Genomic DNA, 17,999 nt, shown 5'->3' with positions numbered 1-17,999 from the left:
TCGCGACCGTTCCATCCGATCAACGACGATCAAGAGCGGAGTGAGCCGCACATGGCCACCACAACAGCAGGTGCTCCACCCGTGTCCCGGGGTAAGAACGCCCAGGTCCACATCCAGAGGTTCGGTGCCTTCCTGACCGGCATGATCATGCCCAACCTGCCGGCGTTCCTGGCATGGGGCCTGATCACGGCACTGTTCATCGCCGTCGGCTGGCTGCCGAACGGCGTGCTCGGCGGGTTCGGCAACGCCGACCTGCCGGGCGCCTGGTCGGGCGCGGCGACGCAGCTCATGCTGGCGGAGGACGGCACGACGTTCCACCAGTACCTCGGGCTCGTCGGCCCGATGGTGACCTTCCTGCTCCCGCTGCTCATCGCGAACGCGGGCGGCCGGATGGTCTACGGCGAGCGCGGTGGGGTCGTCGCGTCCATCGCGACGGTCGGCATCATCGTCGGCAGCACGGTGCCGATGTTCCTCGGCGCCATGATCCTGGGCCCGCTGTCGGCGTGGCTCATGAAGAAGATCGACTCGATCTGGGACGGCAAGATCAGACCCGGGTTCGAGATGCTCGTGAACATGTTCTCGGCCGGCATCCTCGGCGGGGCACTGTCCGTCGCCGCGTTCTACGGCGTCGCGCCCATCGTCACGCAGATCAGCACCTGGCTCGGCGACATCGTCCAGCTGATGGCCGACAACCACATCCTGCCGTTCATGAGCGTGATCGTGGAGCCGGCGAAGGTGCTGTTCCTCAACAACGCGATCGGCAACGGCGTGCTCGTGCCCCTGGGCGCGGCGCAGGTCGCCGAGCAGGGCAAGTCGCTGCTGTTCCTCGTCGAGGCCAACCCCGGCCCGGGCCTGGGCATCCTGCTCGCCTACACGCTCCTCGGAGTCGGTGCGGCGCGCTCGACGGCTCCCGGCGCGATCATCGTGCAGTTCTTCGGTGGCATCCACGAGGTGTACTTCCCGTTCGTGCTCATGAAGCCGACGCTCATCATCGCGGCGATCGCGGGTGGCATGACGGGCATCGGGACGAACGTCGTGATGGGCAGCGGGCTGGTCGGGCCTGCGGCGCCGGGCAGCATCTTCGCGGTCTTCGCGCAGACGGCCCGAGGCAGCTTCCCCGGCGTGATCCTGTCGGTGGTGCTCTCCGCGACCGTGTCGTTCCTCATCGCGGCCGTCATCCTGCGGGCCACCCGCAAGCGTGACCTCGCGGCGGGCGAGACCGGCGACCTCAGTGCCGCGATCGCGCAGACCGAGGCGAACAAGGGCAAGAGCAGCGCGGCACTGAGCGCGCTGGTCGTCGAGGAGCGCACCGCGGAGGCTGCAGAGGCCGCACTGTCGGGCCACGGCACGGCGACGGCCACGGCGGTCCGACCGATCCGGTCGATCGTGTTCGCGTGCGACGCAGGTATGGGGTCGAGCGCGATGGGCGCCAGCGTCCTGCGCGACAAGCTGCGCAAGGCCGGCGTGGAGGGCGTCACGGTGGTCAACAAGGCCGTCGCCAACCTCCAGGACGACGTCGACCTGGTGATCAGCCAGCGCGAGCTGACCGACCGCGCACGCAAGCAGGCGCCGAACTCGCGGCACGTCTCGGTGGACAACTTCATGAACAGCCCGGTGTACGACAGCGTCGTGCAGGAGGCCAAAGCAGGCGCAGCCGGGGAGACAGCCGGGGACGGAGCGTCGTGAGCGACATCCTGACCCGGGACCTCGTCGTCGCCTCGGGGCGGGCGACCGCCCGCGACGAGGCGATCCGGGAGGCGGGCGAGCTTCTCGCGTCCTCCGGCGCGGTCACGGCGCAGTACGTCGAGGCCATGGCGGAGCGGGAGCGGTCGGTGTCCACCTACATGGGCAACTACCTGGCCATCCCGCACGGCACCAACGCCGCCAAGGACGCGATCGTCCGGTCGGCCCTGTGCCTGATCCGCTACGACGAGCCGATCGACTGGGCCGGCAACCCGGTGCGGGTCGTCGTCGGGATCGCCGGCGTCAACGATGAGCACCTGGGGATCCTCGGCAAGATCGCGGTGATCTTCGCCGACGAGGACGAGGTCCGCCGCGTCCTGGACGCGACGACCGCGGACGAGCTGTACGACATCGTCCAGCGGGTCAACACGTGAGCACCGACTGACGGCCGCGGCCCCGGCGCGGGCACGACGCGCCGGGGCCCCGGCACCCTGGACCACCACTTCGACGGAGCACACCTTGATCATCACGGTCACCCCCAACCCGAGCCTCGACCGCACCTTCGACGTCGACGTCCTCGCGGTCGGCGAGGTCACCCGCGCGCACGGCACGCACGTGCACGCCGGTGGCAAGGGCATCAACGTCTCCCGGGCGCTCGCCCGGCACGGCATCCCCACACGCGCCGTCCTGCCGGTGGGCGGAGCCGACGGCGCCGAGCTGGTCGACCTGCTCAGTGCGCTCGGCGTGCCCGCCCGGGCGGTCCCGGTGCGCGGCGCCACCCGCAGCAACGTGGCGGTCGTCGACGCGCGCGGCGTGACCACGAAGGTGAACGCCGCCGGTCCTACGCTCGACGACGACGAGGCAGCCGCGCTGGTGGCCGCCGTCGAGCGCGAGCTGGACGCCGCCGGCCCCTCGGGGTCCTGGCTCGTGCTCGCGGGCAGCGTGCCCCGCGGCGCCGGAGCCGACCTGTACCCGCGGCTCGTCGCGGCCGCGGCCGCCCGGGGCATCCCCGTCGCGGTGGACGCCTCGGGCCCGGCGCTCGACGCGACCGTCCGTGCGGGCGGCACCGCGCTGCTCAAGCCGAACCTCGACGAGCTCTGCGACGTGCTGGGCGCCTCCCCGACCACCGTCGGCGAGATCGTCGCGGGGGCCCGATCGGTGCTCGCCCGCGGCCACGACAGCGCTCTGGTGTCGCTCGGGGCCGACGGTGCGCTGCTCGTCACCGCCACGCACAGCTGGTGGGCCGGCGGCTCGCCGATCGTGCCGCGCAGCACCGTCGGCGCGGGCGACTGCACGCTCGCCGGCTTCCTCGCCACCGACGGCGAGCCGCTCGAGCGCCTGCGCGCCGCCGTCGCCTGGGGCCGTGCGGCCGTGGGGCTGCCCGGCAGCGCCATCCCCGGACCCGCCGACCTCGACCTCGCCGCCGTGCAGGTCGTCGCGGAACCTGACGCTGCGCTCGACCCCGCGGACCTGTTCCGGACCGCCCCCGCCGGGCTCGCCTGAGAACCGGCACCTGACACTCCGCGTCTACTCGTACCGCTGATCCAAGGAGACCTGCCATGACCGAACGCACCGTCGCGATCGCCTCCGCCCAGGGCCTGCACGCGCGCCCCGCCTCCCTGTTCGCGCAGGCCGCCGGCGCCGCGGGCATCCCCGTCACCATCGCGAAGGCGGGCGGCTCGCCCGTGGACGCCGCCAGCATGCTGATGGTGATGACGTTGTCCGCCGCGCACGGCGAGCAGGTCGTCCTGACCGCCGACGGTCCCCAGGCCGACGACGTGCTGGACTCGCTGGTCGGCCTCCTGGCCACGGACCTGGACGCCGAGGTATGAGCGTCGCCGCCGGACCCCGCACCCTCGTCGGCGTGGGGGTCGGGCGCGGTCTGGTCGTCGGGCCGATCGCCAAGGCCTACCCCTCGCCCGTGATCCCGCCCCAGGGCGGCGGCGACCCCGCGCAGCTCGGGCCGGCGTTCGAGCAGGTCGCGACCTCCCTCCAGACCCGCGCGCAAGCCGCGACCGGCGCGCTCGCGGCCGTGCTCGGCGCCACCGCGCAGATGGCCGCCGACCCGGCGCTGCGCACCGAGGCCGAGCAGCGCGTGGCCGCGGGGGAGACCCCCGCCGAAGCCGTCGACCGCGCGATCGCCCGGTTCGTCGACATGTTCACCGCCGCCGGCGGGGCGCTCGCCGAGCGGGTCACCGACCTGCGCAGCGTGCGCGACCGCGTCGTCGCCGTCCTGCTCGGCCTCGACGAGCCCGGCGTCCCGCCGCTGACCGAGCCGAGCATCGTGGTCGCGGCGGACCTGGCACCGGCCGACACCGCGGCGCTCGACGTCCGCCAGGTCCTCGCGATCGTCACCGAGCGCGGCGGGCCCACCGGCCACACCGCGATCATCGCCGGGCAGCTGGGCATCCCGTGCGTCGTCCGCACCACGGGGATCATGGACCTCGAGCCCGGCACCGAGGTGGCCGTGGACGCCGTCACCGGGACCGTCACCCTCGACCCCGGTCCGGAGATCCGGGAGCAGTCGCGGGCGCGCCGGGCGGCGGCCGTCGCGCTGGAGTCCGACACGGCACCCGGGGCCACCGCCGACGGTCACGCGGTCAAGCTGATGGCCAACATCGGCACCGGCAAGGACGCCGACCGCGCCAGCGCGGTGCCCACCGAGGGCGTCGGGCTGTTCCGGACCGAGGTGCTCTACCTCGGACGCGCGACCGCCCCGTCCCAGGCCGAGCAGGTGGCCGAGTACAGCCGGGTCCTGCGGGCGTTCGAGGGCGGCAAGGTCGTCGTGCGCACGCTCGACGCGGGCGCCGACAAGCCGCTCCCGTTCGTCACGCAGGCGGGCGAGGAGAACCCGGCGCTGGGCGTGCGCGGGTACCGCCTGGTGCGGTCGCACCCGGAGCTGCTGGACACCCAGCTCGAGGCGCTGGCCCGCGCGCAGGCCGAGACCGGCACCACCCCGTGGGTGATGGCGCCGATGGTCACGACGCCCGCCGAGGCGCGCGACTTCGCCACCCGGGCACGGGCCGCGGGGGTCTCGATCGTCGGCGTGATGATCGAGGTGCCGGCGGCGGCGCTGCGCGCGCGGGAGATCCTCGCGGAGGTGGACTTCGTCTCGGTGGGCACCAACGACCTGGCGCAGTACACGATGGCCAGCGACCGGCTCCGCGGCGAGCTGGCCGACCTGCTGGACCCGTGGCAGCCGGCCGTGCTCGACCTGGTGGACAGCACCGCCCGGGCGGGGCTGCGGGCGCGCAAGCCCGTCGGGGTGTGCGGGGAGTCGGCGTCGGACCCGGTGCTGGCGCTGGTGCTCGTCGGGCTCGGGGTGACCAGCCTGTCGATGTCGGTGGGTGCCATCCCCGCGGTCCGGTACGCGCTGCGGCACCACACCACCGCGGAGTGCGCGACGATGGCCGCCACCGCGCTCGCGGCCCAGTCGGCCGGCGAGGGGCGCGCTGCCGTCGTCGCCCTTCTCCACCCGGACGTGCGCGAGACGTTGGGCGTGTAGCGGGCGGACCTTCCCGGTGCCGCGCGTACTCTCGCCCGTATGGCGCACGACCCGGGACACATCGAGCTCCACGACCCTGAGACCGACCCGCTGGCGACCTACGTGCTGGAGCCGGACGACGTCCGGCCCCTGCTGCGGCGCGTCGTCGCCTCGCCCGGCGCGAGCACGTACACGTCGCACGCGCCGTTCACCGGTGGCCCGATCGCCGCGATCCCGCTGTCCACGCCCGAGGACGTCGTGCGCGCCGCCAAGGTCGCGCGTGCCGCCCAGCGGCTGTGGGCTCTTCGGCCCCTGCGCGAGCGGACCGCCGTGCTCTCACGAGTGCACGACCTCGTGCTCGAGCGGCAGAGCGACGTGCTCGACCTCATCCAGGTGGAGTCGGGCAAGGCGCGGGTCTCGGCGTTCGAGGAGGTCTGCGACATCGCGCTGGTGGCCCGGCACTACGCCGCGCGCGCCGGTCGCTACCTCGCACCCCGTCGGGTCCCAGGCCTCATGCCCGGGCTGACGACGACGCGCGTGCTGCGGCACCCGGTCGGCGTCGTCGGCATCATCGCGCCCTGGAACTTCCCCCTGACCCTGACGCTCGGCGACGTGCTTCCCGCGTTGGTGGCGGGCAACGCGGTCCTCCTGCGGCCGGACCCGCAGACCGCGCTGACGTCACTGTGGGCCGCCGAGCTGCTGGAGGTCGCCGGGCTGCCCGACGGTCTGCTCCAGGTGCTCGTCGGTGACGGGCCGACCGTCGGGGCGGCCGTCGTGGAGAACGTGGACCACGTGAGCTTCACGGGGTCCACGCGCACGGGCCGGGTCGTCGCCGCGCACGCGGGAGAGCGGCTGGTGCCGGCCACCCTGGAGCTGGGCGGCAAGAACCCGATGTACGTGGCCGACGACGTCGACGTCGAGGTCGCTGCCGAGGGCGCCGTGCGCGCGTGCTTCGTCGGCGCCGGCCAGGTGTGCGTGAGCATCGAGCGGATCTACGTGCACCAGGACGTCGCCGACGCGTTCACCGCGGCCTTCGTCCGGCGCACCAAGGCGCTGCGCCTCGGCTCGGGGCTGGACTACCGTTCGGACATCGGGTCGCTCACGTCCGCCGCGCAGCTGGCCACCGTCGTCGAGCACGTCGAGGACGCCGTCGGGAACGGGGCCACCGTGCTGGCCGGCGCGGTGCACCGCTCCGACGTCGGTCCGTGGTTCTACGAGCCCACCATCCTCACCGACGTGCCGAGCGAGGCGCGGCTGGTGCGCGAGGAGACCTTCGGTCCGGTCGTCACGGTGTCCACCGTGGCCTCCGACGACGAGGCGGTCGCCGCCATGAACGACAGCGACCTCGGCCTGAACGCGAGCATCTGGACGGCGGACACCCGCCGCGGCGCCGCGCTCGCCGCGCGCGTCCGGGTGGGCAGCGTCAACGTCAACGAGGGCTACGTCGCCACCTGGGGCTCGGTAGCCGCTCCCCAGGGCGGCATCGGGGCGTCGGGGATCGGCAGCCGGCACGGCCGCGAGGGCCTCTGGGCGACCACGCGGGTGCAGACCGTGGCGGTGCAGCACGGCGTGCACGGGGTGCTCGGTGGCCCCGGCGTCGGGCTGCACCGGATGTTCGACCTGGGCACCGAGACGTGGCCCCGCGTGTACACCGAGGTGCTGCGGACGCTCAGGGCGCTGCGCCTGCCGTAGCGGTCAGGCGTGCCCGGCCGCCGCAGGTGCGGGGTCCGACTCGTCGCTGGTGCCCTCGTAACCGGCCGCCTCGACGGTGGCCACGGCCTGCCGCGCGATGGCCAGCTCCTCGTTGGTCGGCACCACCATCACCAGGGTGCTGGCCCAGTCCGGGGAGATGATCGTCGGCTCCTTCTTGCGGCCGGCGTTGCGCTCCAGGTCTACCGCGATGCCCATGGCCTCGAGCCCCTCGAGCGCGCGCGCGCGGACGATGTCGTCGTTCTCGCCGACGCCCGCGGTGAACACGATGACGTCGACCCGGCCGAGCACCGCGTGGTAGGCGCCGATGTACTTGCGCAGCCGGTGCACGTAGACGTCCAGCGCGAGGATCGCGTCCTCGTCGCCGGCCTCGACCAGCTTGTGCAGCTCGCGGAAGTCGTTCTCGCCCGCGAGCCCCTTGAGCCCGGACCGGCGGTTGAGCAGGTCGTCGATGTCGTCGACCGACATGCCCGCGTTGCGCTGCAGGTGGATGAGCACCGCGGGGTCGACGTCGCCGGACCGGGTGCCCATGACCAGGCCCTCCAGCGGCGTCATGCCCATCGAGGTCTCCACCGCGGCGCCCCCGCGGACCGCCGACGCGGACGCGCCGTTGCCCAGATGCAGCACGATCTGGTTGAGGTCCTCGAGCTTGCGCCCGAGCACCCGCGCCACCTTGCCCGACACGTACTGGTGCGACGTGCCGTGGAAGCCGTAGCGGCGCACGTCGTGGGCCTTGGCCACGGCGCGGTCGATCGCGTAGGTGGCCGCCGCCTCGGGCAGCGTGCGGAAGAACGCGGTGTCGAAGACGACCACGTGCGGCACGTCCGGCAGCAGCTCGCGCGCCACCTGGATGCCCGTGAGGTTCGGCGGGGTGTGCAGCGGCGCCAACGGCGCGAGGGCGTCGATCTGCGCCACGACGTCGTCGTCGACGATCACGGGGGCCCCGAACACGGAGCCGCCCTGCACCACCCGGTGACCGACCGCGACCACGTGCGCCTCGGCCAGGTCCGGACCGACCTCGTCGAAGAGCGCGAGGACCGCGCGCAGCCCGGCGCCGTGATCGGGCACCGCGTCGGTGCGCGTCGTCGTGTTCCCGGCGTACGTGTGCTTGACCAGGCCCTCGCTCTCACCGATGCGCTCGACGAGACCCGACGCGATCGCCTCACCGCCCACCGGGTTGACCAGCTGGTACTTGATCGACGACGAGCCGGAGTTCACGACGAGAACGCTGCCGTGCTGGTGCGGGGTGGGCTGGTTCATGCTGAGGTCGCCTCCGTCTGTGCCTGGATGGCCGTGATCGCGACCGTGTTGACGATGTCCTGCACCAGGGCGCCGCGCGACAGGTCGTTGACCGGCTTGCGCAGCCCCTGGAGCACGGGGCCGATGGCAACGGCTCCGGCGGAGCGCTGCACGGCCTTGTAGGTGTTGTTGCCGGTGTTGAGGTCGGGGAACACGAACACCGTCGCGCGGCCGGCCACGGCCGAGTCCGGCATCTTGGTCTTCGCCACGGAGGCGTCGACGGCGGCGTCGTACTGGATCGGGCCCTCGACCGAGAGGTCCGGCCGACGCTCCCTGACCAGCGCGGTCGCGGTCCGGACCTTCTCCACGTCCGCGCCCGAGCCGGACTCGCCGGTGGAGTAGGAGAGCATCGCGATGCGCGGCTCGATGCCGAACTGCTGGGCGGTGCCCGCCGACGAGATCGCGATGTCCGCCAGCTGCTCCGCGGTCGGGTCGGGGATGACCGCGCAGTCGGCGTACACGAGGACGCGGTCCTCGAGGCACATGAGGAACGCGCTGGACACGCTGCCGACGCCGGGCGAGGTCTTGATGATCTCGAACGACGGCTTGATGGTGTGCGCGGTGGTGTGCGCCGCGCCGGACACCATGCCGTCCGCCAGCCCGAGCTGGACCATCATCGTGCCGAAGTAGGAGACCGACGAGACGATCTCCCGCGCCCGCTCGACCGTCATGCCCTTGTGCTTGCGCATCTCGGTGTACGCCTCGGCGAACCGCTCCAGCAGCACCGGGTCGTGCGGGTCGATGACGGCGGCCGCGTCGAGGTCGAGGCCGAGCTCGGTGGCGCGGGTGCGGATGGCGGGCTCCTCGCCGAGGATCGTGATCTGGGCGACGCCGCGCTGGAGCAGGGTCGATGCCGCCCGCAGGATCCGGTCGTCCGTGCCCTCCGGGAGCACCACGTGCTGCTTGTTCGCCCGGGCGCGGTCCAGCAGGGCGAACTCGAACATCAGCGGCGTGACCACCTCGGGCCGCTCGACGTCCAGCGCGGCCAGGAGCGCGGCGCCGTCGACGTGCTGCTCGAACAGCGACAGCGCGGTGTCGATCTTGCGCTGCGAGTCGCCGGTCAGCCGGCCGTGCGTGTCCGCGACGGCGCTCGCGGAGCGGAACGTGCCCAGCTCCGTGCTGAGGATCGGCAGCTTGCTCCCGAGCCCGTTGAGCAGCCGCGCGATCAGCGGGGCCGGGCGGAACCCACCGTTGAGGATGATGCCGGCCAGGGAGGGGAACCCCTCGGCCTGGTGCGCCATCAGCAGGCCGAGCAGCACGTCGGACCGGTCGCCCGGCGTGATGACGACGGCACCGTCCGTCAGCTTGCCCAGCAGGTGCTCCATCGACATCGCGCCGACGATGACGTCGAGCACCTCGCGCTGGAGCAGCGCCTCGTCGCCCGAGATGAGCGTGCCGCGCACCGACTCGGACAGCTGCCGGACCGTCGGCGCCGTGAGCAGCGGGTTCTCCGGCACCGCCCACGAGGGAAGCCCGGTGCCGGAGCGCAGGGCGTCGCGGACGCCGCTCACCGAGCCCGGGGCGCAGCGGTTGGCGACGACCGAGACCACCTGGGCGTGGTTGGCGTGCATCTCGGTGACGACGACATCGGCCACCTGGGCGATCACGGCAGGCTTGCGGTGGCCCCCGTTGATGACGAGCACCACCGGGGCGCCCAGGTTCGCCGCGATGCGGGCGTTGTAGGCCAGCTCCGTGGGCCCGGCGACGTCGGTGTAGTCCGTGCCGACGACGACGACGGCGTCGCAGCGCCGCTCCACGTCGTGGTACCTCGCGACGATCTGCGCGAGCGCCTGCTCGGGGTCGTGCAGCACCTGCTCGTAGGTCACCCCCACGCACTCCTCGTAGGTGAGGTCGACGCCGTCGTGCTGGAGCAGCAGCTCCAGGACGTAGTCGCGCACGTGGGTGGAGCGCGCCACGGGTCGGAACACCCCGACGCGCTGGACCGTGCGGGCCAGGAGGTCCACCAGTCCGAGCGCGACCATGGACTTGCCGGAATCCCCCTCGGGGGAGGTGACATAGATGCTGCGGGCCACGGTGGGCGTCTCCTGAAGGTGGTGCGGGTGGTGCGGGACCGTGGGGCGGGCGGCGTCGCCCGCCCCACGGACGGTGTCGAGCTACTCGTTGTCTCCGCCGGTCGACAGCGTCGCCGCCACCTGACCGGAGTCCGACTGGTCCTGCGCGTCGGGCCAGACCCAGTCGCGGACCTCGGGCAGGTCGTCGCCGAACGCGCGGGTGTACTCGCGGGCCCGGAGGCGCTCGTCGACCATCTTCTGCCGCAGGTTGGCCTGGGCCGTGCGCAGGTGCGGCACGTTGTCGATGACGTCGATGACGAGGTGGAACCGGTCGAGGTCGTTGAGCATGACCATGTCGAAGGGCGTCGTCGTGGTGCCCTCCTCCTTGTAGCCGCGCACGTGGATGTTGGTGTGGCCCTTGCGGCGGTACGTGAGCCGGTGGATGAGCCACGGGTACCCGTGGTACGCGAAGATCACCGGCTTGTCGTCCGTGAACAGGCCGTCGAACTGCGCGTCGGACAGGCCGTGCGGGTGCTCCCGCGCGTCCTGGAGGCGCATCAGGTCGACCACGTTGATCACGCGGACCTTGAGGTCGGGCAGCTCGCGGCGCAGGATGTCCGCCGCCGCCAGCACCTCGAGCGTCGGCACGTCGCCGGCGGCACCGAGCACGACGTCGGGCTTCTCACCCGGCACCTCCGACCCCGCCCAGTCCCAGATCCCGAGCCCGCGCGTGCAGTGCGCGACGGCCTGGTCCATGGTCAGGAAGTTCGGGGCCGGCTGCTTGCCCGCCACCACCACGTTGACGTACTGCCGGCTGCGCAGGCAGTGGTCGTAGGTGGACAGCAGGGTGTTGGCGTCCGGCGGCAGGTAGACCCGCACGACCTCGGCCTTCTTGTTCACCACGTGGTCGATGAACCCAGGGTCCTGGTGGCTGAAGCCGTTGTGGTCCTGGCGCCAGACGTGGCTGGACAGCAGGTAGTTCAGGCTCGCGATGGGCCGGCGCCACGGGATGTCATCGGTGACCTTCAGCCACTTGGCGTGCTGGTTGAACATCGAGTCGATGATGTGGATGAACGCCTCGTAGCAGTTGAACAGGCCGTGCCGGCCCGTCAGCAGGTACCCCTCGAGCCAGCCCTGGCACTGGTGCTCGCTGAGCATCTCCAGCACGCGGCCGGCGCGCGCCAGGTGCTCGTCGACGTCGCCCCCGAAGAACTCGGCGTTCCACTGCTTGTCGGTGGTCTGGAACACCGACTGGAGGCGGTTCGACGCCGTCTCGTCGGGACCGAAGATCCGGAAGTTGTCGGGGTTGAGCCGGATGACGTCGGTGAGCCAGTCGCCCAGCACGCGCGGCGCCTCGCTCATCGAGCCGCCCGGCACCGGCACGTCGACCGCGTACTCCCGGAAGTCCGGCAGGCGCAGGTCCTTGAGCAGCAGGCCGCCGTTGGCGTGCGGGTTGTCGCTCATCCGCAGGTGCCCCTGGGGTGCGAGCGCGCGGACGTCGTCGTGCAGCTTCCCGCTCTCGTCGAACAGCTCGTTGACCCGGTACGACTCCAGCCACTTGCGCAGCACGTCGAGGTGCTCCGGGGTGTCCCGCGCGTTGGCCAGCGGCACCTGGTGCGCCCGCCACGAGCCGGTGGTCTTCTTGCCGTCGATGTAGTCCGGCCCGGTCCAGCCCTTCGGGGTGCGGAACACGATCATCGGCCACTGCGGGCGCTGCTCGTTGCCGGCGTGCGCGCTGCGCTTGATCTCCGCGATCTCGTCGAGCACCTCGTCCAGCAGCGTCGCGAACCGGCGGTGGATGTCCTCGTGCGACTCGTCGTCGAAGCCCGCGACGAACATGTGCGGCTTGTGGCCGTACCCGACCATCAGTGACGCGAGCTCCTCCTCGGGGATGCGCGCGAGCACCGTCGGGTTGGCGATCTTGTAGCCGTTGAGGTGCAGGATCGGCAGGACGACCCCGTCGTTCTGGACGTTGACGAACTTGTTCGAGTGCCAGCTGGTGGCCAGCGGTCCGGTCTCCGCCTCGCCGTCGCCGATGACGGTGGCGACCAGCAGGTCGGGGTTGTCGAACGCGGCCCCGTACGCGTGGCTCAGCGCATAGCCGAGCTCGCCGCCCTCGTGGATCGACCCGGGGGTCTCCGGTGCGACGTGGCTCGGGATGCCGCCGGGGAACGAGAACTGCCGGAACAGGCGGTGGATGCCCTCGCTGTCCTCGGTGATGTCCGAGTAGTACTCCGAGTACGTGCCGTCGAGGTACGCGCTGGCCACCAGGCCGGGGCCACCGTGGCCGGGCCCGGTGATGTAGATGGTGGACTGCTCGCGCTCGGCGATCGCGCGGTTCAGGTGCGCGTACAGGAAGTTCAGGCCGGGCGTCGTGCCCCAGTGGCCCAGGAGTCGCGGCTTGACGTGGTCGCGCGTCAGCGGCTCGCGCAGCAGCGCGTTGTCCAGCAGGTAGATCTGACCCACCGAGAGGTAGTTGGCGGCCCGCCACCACTGGTCGATGCGGTTCAGCGTCTCGGCGTCGAGAGCATCACCGCTCCCCGTCCGCCACGTTCCGCGTTCCGACGTCGTCGTGCTCATGCGCGCTCCCCAGTCGTCGTTCCGGCAATCACGCCGGTCCGGTGTCAGCCTGTCGTCGGACCCTGTCGCGACCGGAGGACCTAGGTCCTCCGGTTGCTGCGCGGGCCTAGTTGTCATACAACCGCACTCCGCCGTCCGGCGCAGGAGGGGCAGGTGCACGGGATCGGAACGTCCGATGGCCGGCGGGGCCCACGGGTGCGCAGGTCAGCGGGGTCGTGGGCCCCTCCGAGCGGGGTCTGCGGGAGTGGTCGGGCCCTCCCTGCGAGGTACCGTGAGGGGTGACCGAACACCGCCCCGCAGCCGTCGCGCACGACCGCGCGGCACGGTCGGCGGCAGGCAGTGACGATGGTCACGGTCGCCCGCTCGGGCGCGTCGCCGGGGTGGAGGGGGCGTCGCCGTCCCGTGCGCTGTCCGCGTGGTCGCAGGCCGAGCGACGCCCGCCGACGACCATGCTGCGCGCCGCGGTCCGGCCGCGCATGCTCCTGCTCCTCGTCCTCCTGCTCGCCGCTGCCGCGCTCTGCGCCCGGCTGGGTGCGTGGCAGCTGGACCGTGCGCAGGTGCACGGCGCGGCTGCCGCGGAGCGGCTGACCGCCCAGCTCGTCGCCGCGCCCCCGGTCCCGCTCGACGACGTGCTGGCCCCGCAGACCACGTTCACCGGCGACCTCGTGGGCCGCAAGGTGTCCGTGACCGGCACCTACGACGCCGCCGGCCAGCTGCTGGTGACGGGCCGCGCGCACGACGGGACCACGGGCCTGCTCGTCCTGACGCCTCTGACGACGACCGACGGTGCCGTGCTGCCGGTGGCGCGGGGCTGGGTGCCGACCGCGGCGGACGCCGACGCGCCACCGGCCGGACCGGTCGAGGTCACCGGCTACCTCCAGGCGTCCGAGCAGGCGGGAACCGGGGTGGTCGACGGCCGGACCGACGCGATCAGCTCCGCCGAGCTGCTCAACTCCTGGGGCGGGCCGATCTACACGGGCTACCTGGTGGTCGCCGCGTCCGACCCCGCGCAGGCGTCGGCGGTCGCCCTGCTCGACCCGCCGACGAAGCCCGGCGCCGGGCTGAACATCCAGAACCTCGCCTACGCCGCGCAGTGGTGGATCTTCGGCGCGTTCGCGGTGCTGCTGTGGCTCCGGCTGGTGCGCGACGAGGCCCGCGGCGCCGGGCCGGAGCAGGACGAGCCCGTCAGCCCAGCGGAGGGCGGCGCCGCATCTGCTTGACCGCCCGTCGCTTCTGCTCGCCCTGGACCCTGCGCACCTGGGATCCCCGGCTCGGTCGGGTGGCGCGGCGCGTCGGTCCCGGGGGAGCGAGGGCGTCGTCGAGCAGCGCCTGCACCCGGGTGAGCGCGGCCTCGCGGTTGCGCAGCTGCGACCGGTACTCCTGGGCGCTCAGGGTGAGCGTCGAACCGCGCAGCCGACCCGCCAGCCGCGCCAGGACCCGATCCTGCTGCGTGGGGCTGGTCCACGCGATCCGCGCCAGGTCGACCGTGAGCTCGACGCGTGAGTCGGTGGTGTTCACCGACTGACCGCCCGGGCCGCTGGACCGCGAGAAGCGCCACGCGAGGGCGTCGTCCGGAACGACGACACCCCCGCGCAGCACCAGTGGACCGGTCATGTCACTCGTGCTGCCACGAGTGCCACAGCGCCGCGTAGTCGCCGCCGGCCGCCACCAGCTCGTCGTGCGGGCCGATCTCGGTGATCCGCCCGCCGTCGACGACCGCCACCCGGTCCGCGTCGTGCGCGGTGTGCAGCCGGTGCGCGATGGCGACGACCGTGCGGCCCGCGAGAACTGCCGACAGCGACCGCTCGAGGTGCCGGGCCGCCCGTGGGTCGAGCAGCGAGGTGGCCTCGTCGAGCACCAGCGTGTGCGGGTCGAGGAGCACCAGCCGGGCCAGCGCGATCTGCTGGGCCTGCGCCGGCGTGAGCGCGGCGCCGCCCGAGCCGACCTCGGTCTCGAGGCCCTGGGGCAGCGCCTGCACCCACTCCCAGGCGTCGACCGCGCGCAGGGCACGCTCGAGCGCGGCCGCGTCGGCGTCCACCTGGGCCAGGCGCAGGTTGTCGGCCACCGACCCGACGAACACGTGGTGCTCCTGGGTGACCAGGGCGACGTGCCCGCGCAGCTCCTCCAGCGGCAGGTCGATCAGCGGCACCCCGCCGACCGTCACCGTGCCCGCGCTCGGCGGGTGGATGCCGGCGAGCATGCGCCCGAGCGTCGACTTGCCCGCCCCGGACGGGCCCACGACCGCCAGCCGCTCCCCGGCCGCGAGGTCCAGGGCGATCCCGTGCAGCACGTTGTGACCCTCGCGGTACGCGTACTCCAGGTCCCGGGCGGCGATGTCCTCGTCGACCGGTGTGCCCTCGCGGGCCTGACGGTCCGGCTCGACCAGCTGGACGCCGACGATGCGCGCGAGCGACGTGGCGGCCACCTGGATCTCGTCGATCCAGAAGATCAGCTCCCAGACGGGACCGGTGATCTGGTACGTGTACAGGACGATCGTCGTCACGGCGCCGACCGAGACGTAGCCCTGGGAGGCCAGGTAGCCGCCCCAGAACAGCACCGCGGCGGGCGCGAGGACGAACGTCAGGTCGATGCCCGGGAACAGGATCGTGCGCAGCCGCAGCGTGGCCCGCTCCGCCTCGAACGCCTCCGCCAGGTCCTCGTCCACCCGACGCATGCGACGGGCCCCGAGCCGCAGTGCGTCGACCGTGCGGGCGCCCTCGACCGACTCCGTGATCGTGCCGTTGAGCACCGCGTACGCCGCCGACTCGCGCTGGTACGCGGGCGCGGCCCGCTTGAGGTACCAGCGCACGATGATCAGCAGCGTCGGAACACCCAGGAACATGGCGAGCGAGACGACCGGCGACAGGAGCAGGCACGCCACGATCGTCAGCGAGATGGTGACCACCGCGACGATCACGCGGGGCACACCGAACCGCACCGCGTGCTGGAGCTTGTTCACGTCGTTGGTGGTGCGCGCGACCAGGTCGCCCGTTCCCGCGCGCTCCACGACCGACAGCGGCAGGGCCGTGACCTTCTCGATGAACTCCTCGCGCAGCTCGGCGAAGACCTCCTCGCCGAAGATCATCGACGAGCGCTGCGCGAACCGGATGAGCACCGTCTGCGCCAGCACGGCCACCGCCCCGATGGCGATGAGCGAGTTGACGTACCCGGCGGTGGTGCCCTCGGTGACGGCGTCGATGAGCATGCCGAGCAGCCACGGCCCGGCCAGGCCCGCCGTCGCCGCCAGCGTGTGCAGGACCGCGATGAGGGTCAACGGCCGCCGGTGCTTGCGGAACAGGAGGGCGGTGTAGGCCCGGACCGTCGCCGAGTCCGCGATGGGGAGCTTCATGACCGACCTCCTCCGTTCTCTCCGGCCGACTGGGCGGCCATCAGCTCCTGGTGCAGCCGCTCGTCCTCCGCCAGGTCCTCGACCGAGCGGAAGTCCTGCGACTCCTCGTCCATCCGCCGGCCCACGACCGCGCGGTACGCCCGCGCGACCTCGAGGTCGCCGGCGCCGTGCGTGAGCAGGTCGTCGTGCGTGCCGCGGGCGCGGATGACGCCGTCCTGCACGAACGCGACCTCGTCGACGTGGTCCAGCACCAGCGGGCTCGCGGTCACGACGAGCGTCGTGCGGCCCCGCCGGACGTCGGCCAGCCGTGCGGCGATCCGCGCCTCGGTGTGGGCGTCGACCGCGCTGGTCGGCTCCACGAGCACCAGGATCTCCGGGTCGATGAGCAGCGCGCGGGCCAGTGCGACGCGCTGACGCTGCCCGCCGGACAACGAGCGCCCCTTCTCGGGGAGGTCGCCGGCGAGGCCGTCGGGCACCGAGTCGAGCACGTCCTGCGCATCGGCCGTGGCGATCACCCGGAGCAGGTCGTCCTCGGTGGCGGAGCCGCGCACGTCGAGCTCCTGCTCCAGCCGCCCGGAGAACAGGTGCGGGGTGGCCTCCGCGACCACGATGCGCTCGCGGACCACGTCCTTGTCCAGCTCCGAGAGCAGCACGCCGCCCAGGCGCACCGGGGTGTCCTTCTCGGCGTCGTCGTCGAACCGGCCGAGCCGCGTGGCGATGCGCGCGGACTCGTCGGGGTCGGCGCTCACCAGCGCGACCACCCGGCCGGGCTCGAGCCGCAGGTCGCTGACCTCGTCCACCAGCGGCGCGTGCCGCTCGGGGGAGTCGGCCGTGCCGGGCGTCGCGCCGGTGGCGGGCACCACCTGGAGCACCTTGACCACCTTGGTGGCGCCGATGTGCGCGCGGGTCGCCGCCTGGAGCATCTGCGTGGCGTTCTGCACGGGCCACGACAGGAACGCGGCGAACCCGTACGTCGACACCAGCTGGCCGGGGGTGATGGTGCCGGCCAGCGCCATGTGCGCGCCGAGCCAGATGAGCGTGATGACGAACGCCCCCGGGAGCAGCACCTGGAGCGCGTCGAGGATCGACTGCGTCTTGGCCACCTCGACCCCGCGGCGGCGCGTCTCCTGCGACTGCGCGCGGTAGCGGCCCGTGAAGACCTCCTCGCCGCCGATGCCGCGCAGGATCCGCAGCCCCGAGACCGTGTCGGAGCCGAGCGTGGTCAGCCGGCCGGACGCCTCACGCTGCGCGGCCTGACGCCTCGACAGCGGCTTGACCAGGAGGCCGAGGATCGCCGCGACCGTCGGGAGGCCGAGGACGACGACGAGCCCGAGCGGCACGGAGACGCGGAGCATGAGCGCCGCGACGATCCCGTACGCCACGAGGCTGCCGAGGAAGTGGGCGGCCATCGCGAACACCTCGCCGATGCGCAGCGCGTCGTTGGCGACGGCCGAGACGACCTCACCGGTCGGCAGCTCCTTGGTGATCGTGTGGCCGGAGCGCGCGACGGTGCGGCCGACCAGCTGCGAGGACGTGAAGGCGGCCCGCAGCCAGTTGTTCACGTCGTACCGGTGCCCGATGGCCGAGGCCGTGATGATCACCGCGCCGAGCGCCAGGAGGGTGCCGCACGCGCGCCACAGGTCGGGGCCGAAGCCGCTGGCCAGCCCGTCGTCGATGGCACGGCCGACGACGTACGGGGTGAACGCCTGGCACGCGAACATGGTGATGCCGAGGCCGACGGCGGTCAGGAGGATGCCCCACTGCCGACGCGCCAGCCAGCAGAGCAGCGCGGTAGGCCCGCTCAGAGGCGGGGTACCGGGGTCGTCGAGAGGGAGGGAACGCACGAGCGGCAACGTTACGTGCCGGTACTGACACCGGTCGC

General features: G+C 72.8%; 13 protein-coding genes. 7 read left to right on the top strand and 6 right to left on the bottom strand.

Annotation, left to right across the window (positions count from 1 at the left end; translation table 11 throughout):
* Positions 1-51: 51 nt before the first annotated feature.
* The 6 genes from ACO06A_RS03340 to ACO06A_RS03315 all read left to right on the top strand — a co-directional run bounded on the left by ACO06A_RS03340 (position 52) and on the right by ACO06A_RS03315 (position 6,859).
* A complete protein-coding gene (locus tag ACO06A_RS03340; RefSeq protein ID WP_421734672.1) occupies positions 52-1,686 on the top strand; it encodes a PTS mannitol transporter subunit IICB in 1,635 nt (544 codons plus the stop codon).
* A complete protein-coding gene (locus tag ACO06A_RS03335) occupies positions 1,683-2,117 on the top strand; it encodes a PTS sugar transporter subunit IIA (protein WP_421734671.1) in 435 nt (144 codons plus the stop codon). Before ACO06A_RS03340 ends, ACO06A_RS03335 begins: the two co-directional genes overlap by 4 nt.
* Positions 2,118-2,202: 85 nt before the next feature.
* Positions 2,203-3,186, top strand: coding sequence for a 1-phosphofructokinase family hexose kinase (locus ACO06A_RS03330; protein ID WP_421734670.1), 984 nt, complete (start codon positions 2,203-2,205; stop codon positions 3,184-3,186).
* Positions 3,187-3,242: 56 nt separating this feature from the next.
* On the top strand, positions 3,243-3,515 hold the full coding sequence (locus ACO06A_RS03325; RefSeq protein ID WP_421734669.1) for an HPr family phosphocarrier protein: 273 nt from the start codon (positions 3,243-3,245) through the stop codon (positions 3,513-3,515).
* Positions 3,512-5,188: a phosphoenolpyruvate--protein phosphotransferase gene (gene ptsP, locus ACO06A_RS03320; RefSeq protein ID WP_421734668.1), complete on the top strand. Its 1,677-nt coding sequence runs from the start codon at positions 3,512-3,514 to the stop codon at positions 5,186-5,188. Before ACO06A_RS03325 ends, ptsP begins: the two co-directional genes overlap by 4 nt.
* Before the next feature lie 39 nt (positions 5,189-5,227).
* Entirely contained in the window at positions 5,228-6,859 is a 1,632-nt protein-coding gene (locus tag ACO06A_RS03315) for a succinic semialdehyde dehydrogenase (protein WP_421734667.1), read from the top strand.
* 3 nt (positions 6,860-6,862) lie between these two features.
* Here the strand turns inward: ACO06A_RS03315 and ACO06A_RS03310 are convergent, their stop codons facing one another.
* The 3 genes from ACO06A_RS03310 to ACO06A_RS03300 form a co-directional block, all read right to left on the bottom strand.
* A complete protein-coding gene (locus tag ACO06A_RS03310; protein ID WP_421734666.1) occupies positions 6,863-8,137 on the bottom strand; it encodes an acetate/propionate family kinase in 1,275 nt (424 codons plus the stop codon).
* Positions 8,134-10,209 carry a phosphate acetyltransferase gene (pta, locus tag ACO06A_RS03305; protein WP_421734665.1) on the bottom strand — a complete coding sequence of 692 codons (2,076 nt, stop codon included), beginning with the start codon at positions 10,207-10,209 and terminating at the stop codon, positions 8,134-8,136. Before pta ends, ACO06A_RS03310 begins: the two co-directional genes overlap by 4 nt.
* A gap of 81 nt (positions 10,210-10,290) precedes the next feature.
* Positions 10,291-12,768 carry a phosphoketolase family protein gene (locus tag ACO06A_RS03300; RefSeq protein WP_421734664.1) on the bottom strand — a complete coding sequence of 826 codons (2,478 nt, stop codon included), beginning with the start codon at positions 12,766-12,768 and terminating at the stop codon, positions 10,291-10,293.
* A 278-nt stretch (positions 12,769-13,046) separates the two neighbouring features.
* Here ACO06A_RS03300 and ACO06A_RS03295 point away from each other — a divergent pair, with 278 nt between their 5' ends.
* Complete coding sequence (locus tag ACO06A_RS03295; protein WP_421734663.1) at positions 13,047-13,988, top strand: SURF1 family protein; 942 nt, start codon at positions 13,047-13,049, stop codon at positions 13,986-13,988.
* Here ACO06A_RS03295 and arfB read toward each other — a convergent pair.
* The 3 genes from arfB to ACO06A_RS03280 are packed head-to-tail and all read right to left on the bottom strand — an operon-like array spanning position 13,954 to position 17,961.
* Positions 13,954-14,382: an alternative ribosome rescue aminoacyl-tRNA hydrolase ArfB gene (arfB, locus tag ACO06A_RS03290; protein WP_421734662.1), complete on the bottom strand. Its 429-nt coding sequence runs from the start codon at positions 14,380-14,382 to the stop codon at positions 13,954-13,956. The two genes, ACO06A_RS03295 and arfB, sit on opposite strands and share 35 nt — an antisense overlap.
* A gap of 1 nt (position 14,383) precedes the next feature.
* Complete coding sequence (locus tag ACO06A_RS03285; RefSeq protein WP_421734661.1) at positions 14,384-16,117, bottom strand: ABC transporter ATP-binding protein; 1,734 nt, start codon at positions 16,115-16,117, stop codon at positions 14,384-14,386.
* On the bottom strand, positions 16,114-17,961 hold the full coding sequence (locus tag ACO06A_RS03280) for an ABC transporter ATP-binding protein (RefSeq protein ID WP_421734660.1): 1,848 nt from the start codon (positions 17,959-17,961) through the stop codon (positions 16,114-16,116). Before ACO06A_RS03280 ends, ACO06A_RS03285 begins: the two co-directional genes overlap by 4 nt.
* Between the last annotated feature and the right edge of the window lie 38 nt (positions 17,962-17,999).

The sequence above is a fragment of the Cellulomonas sp. genome (assembly GCF_965229465.1).
Lineage (GTDB): Bacteria > Actinomycetota > Actinomycetes > Actinomycetales > Cellulomonadaceae > Cellulomonas.
This window is presented reverse-complemented; position numbering and strand designations above follow the sequence as displayed.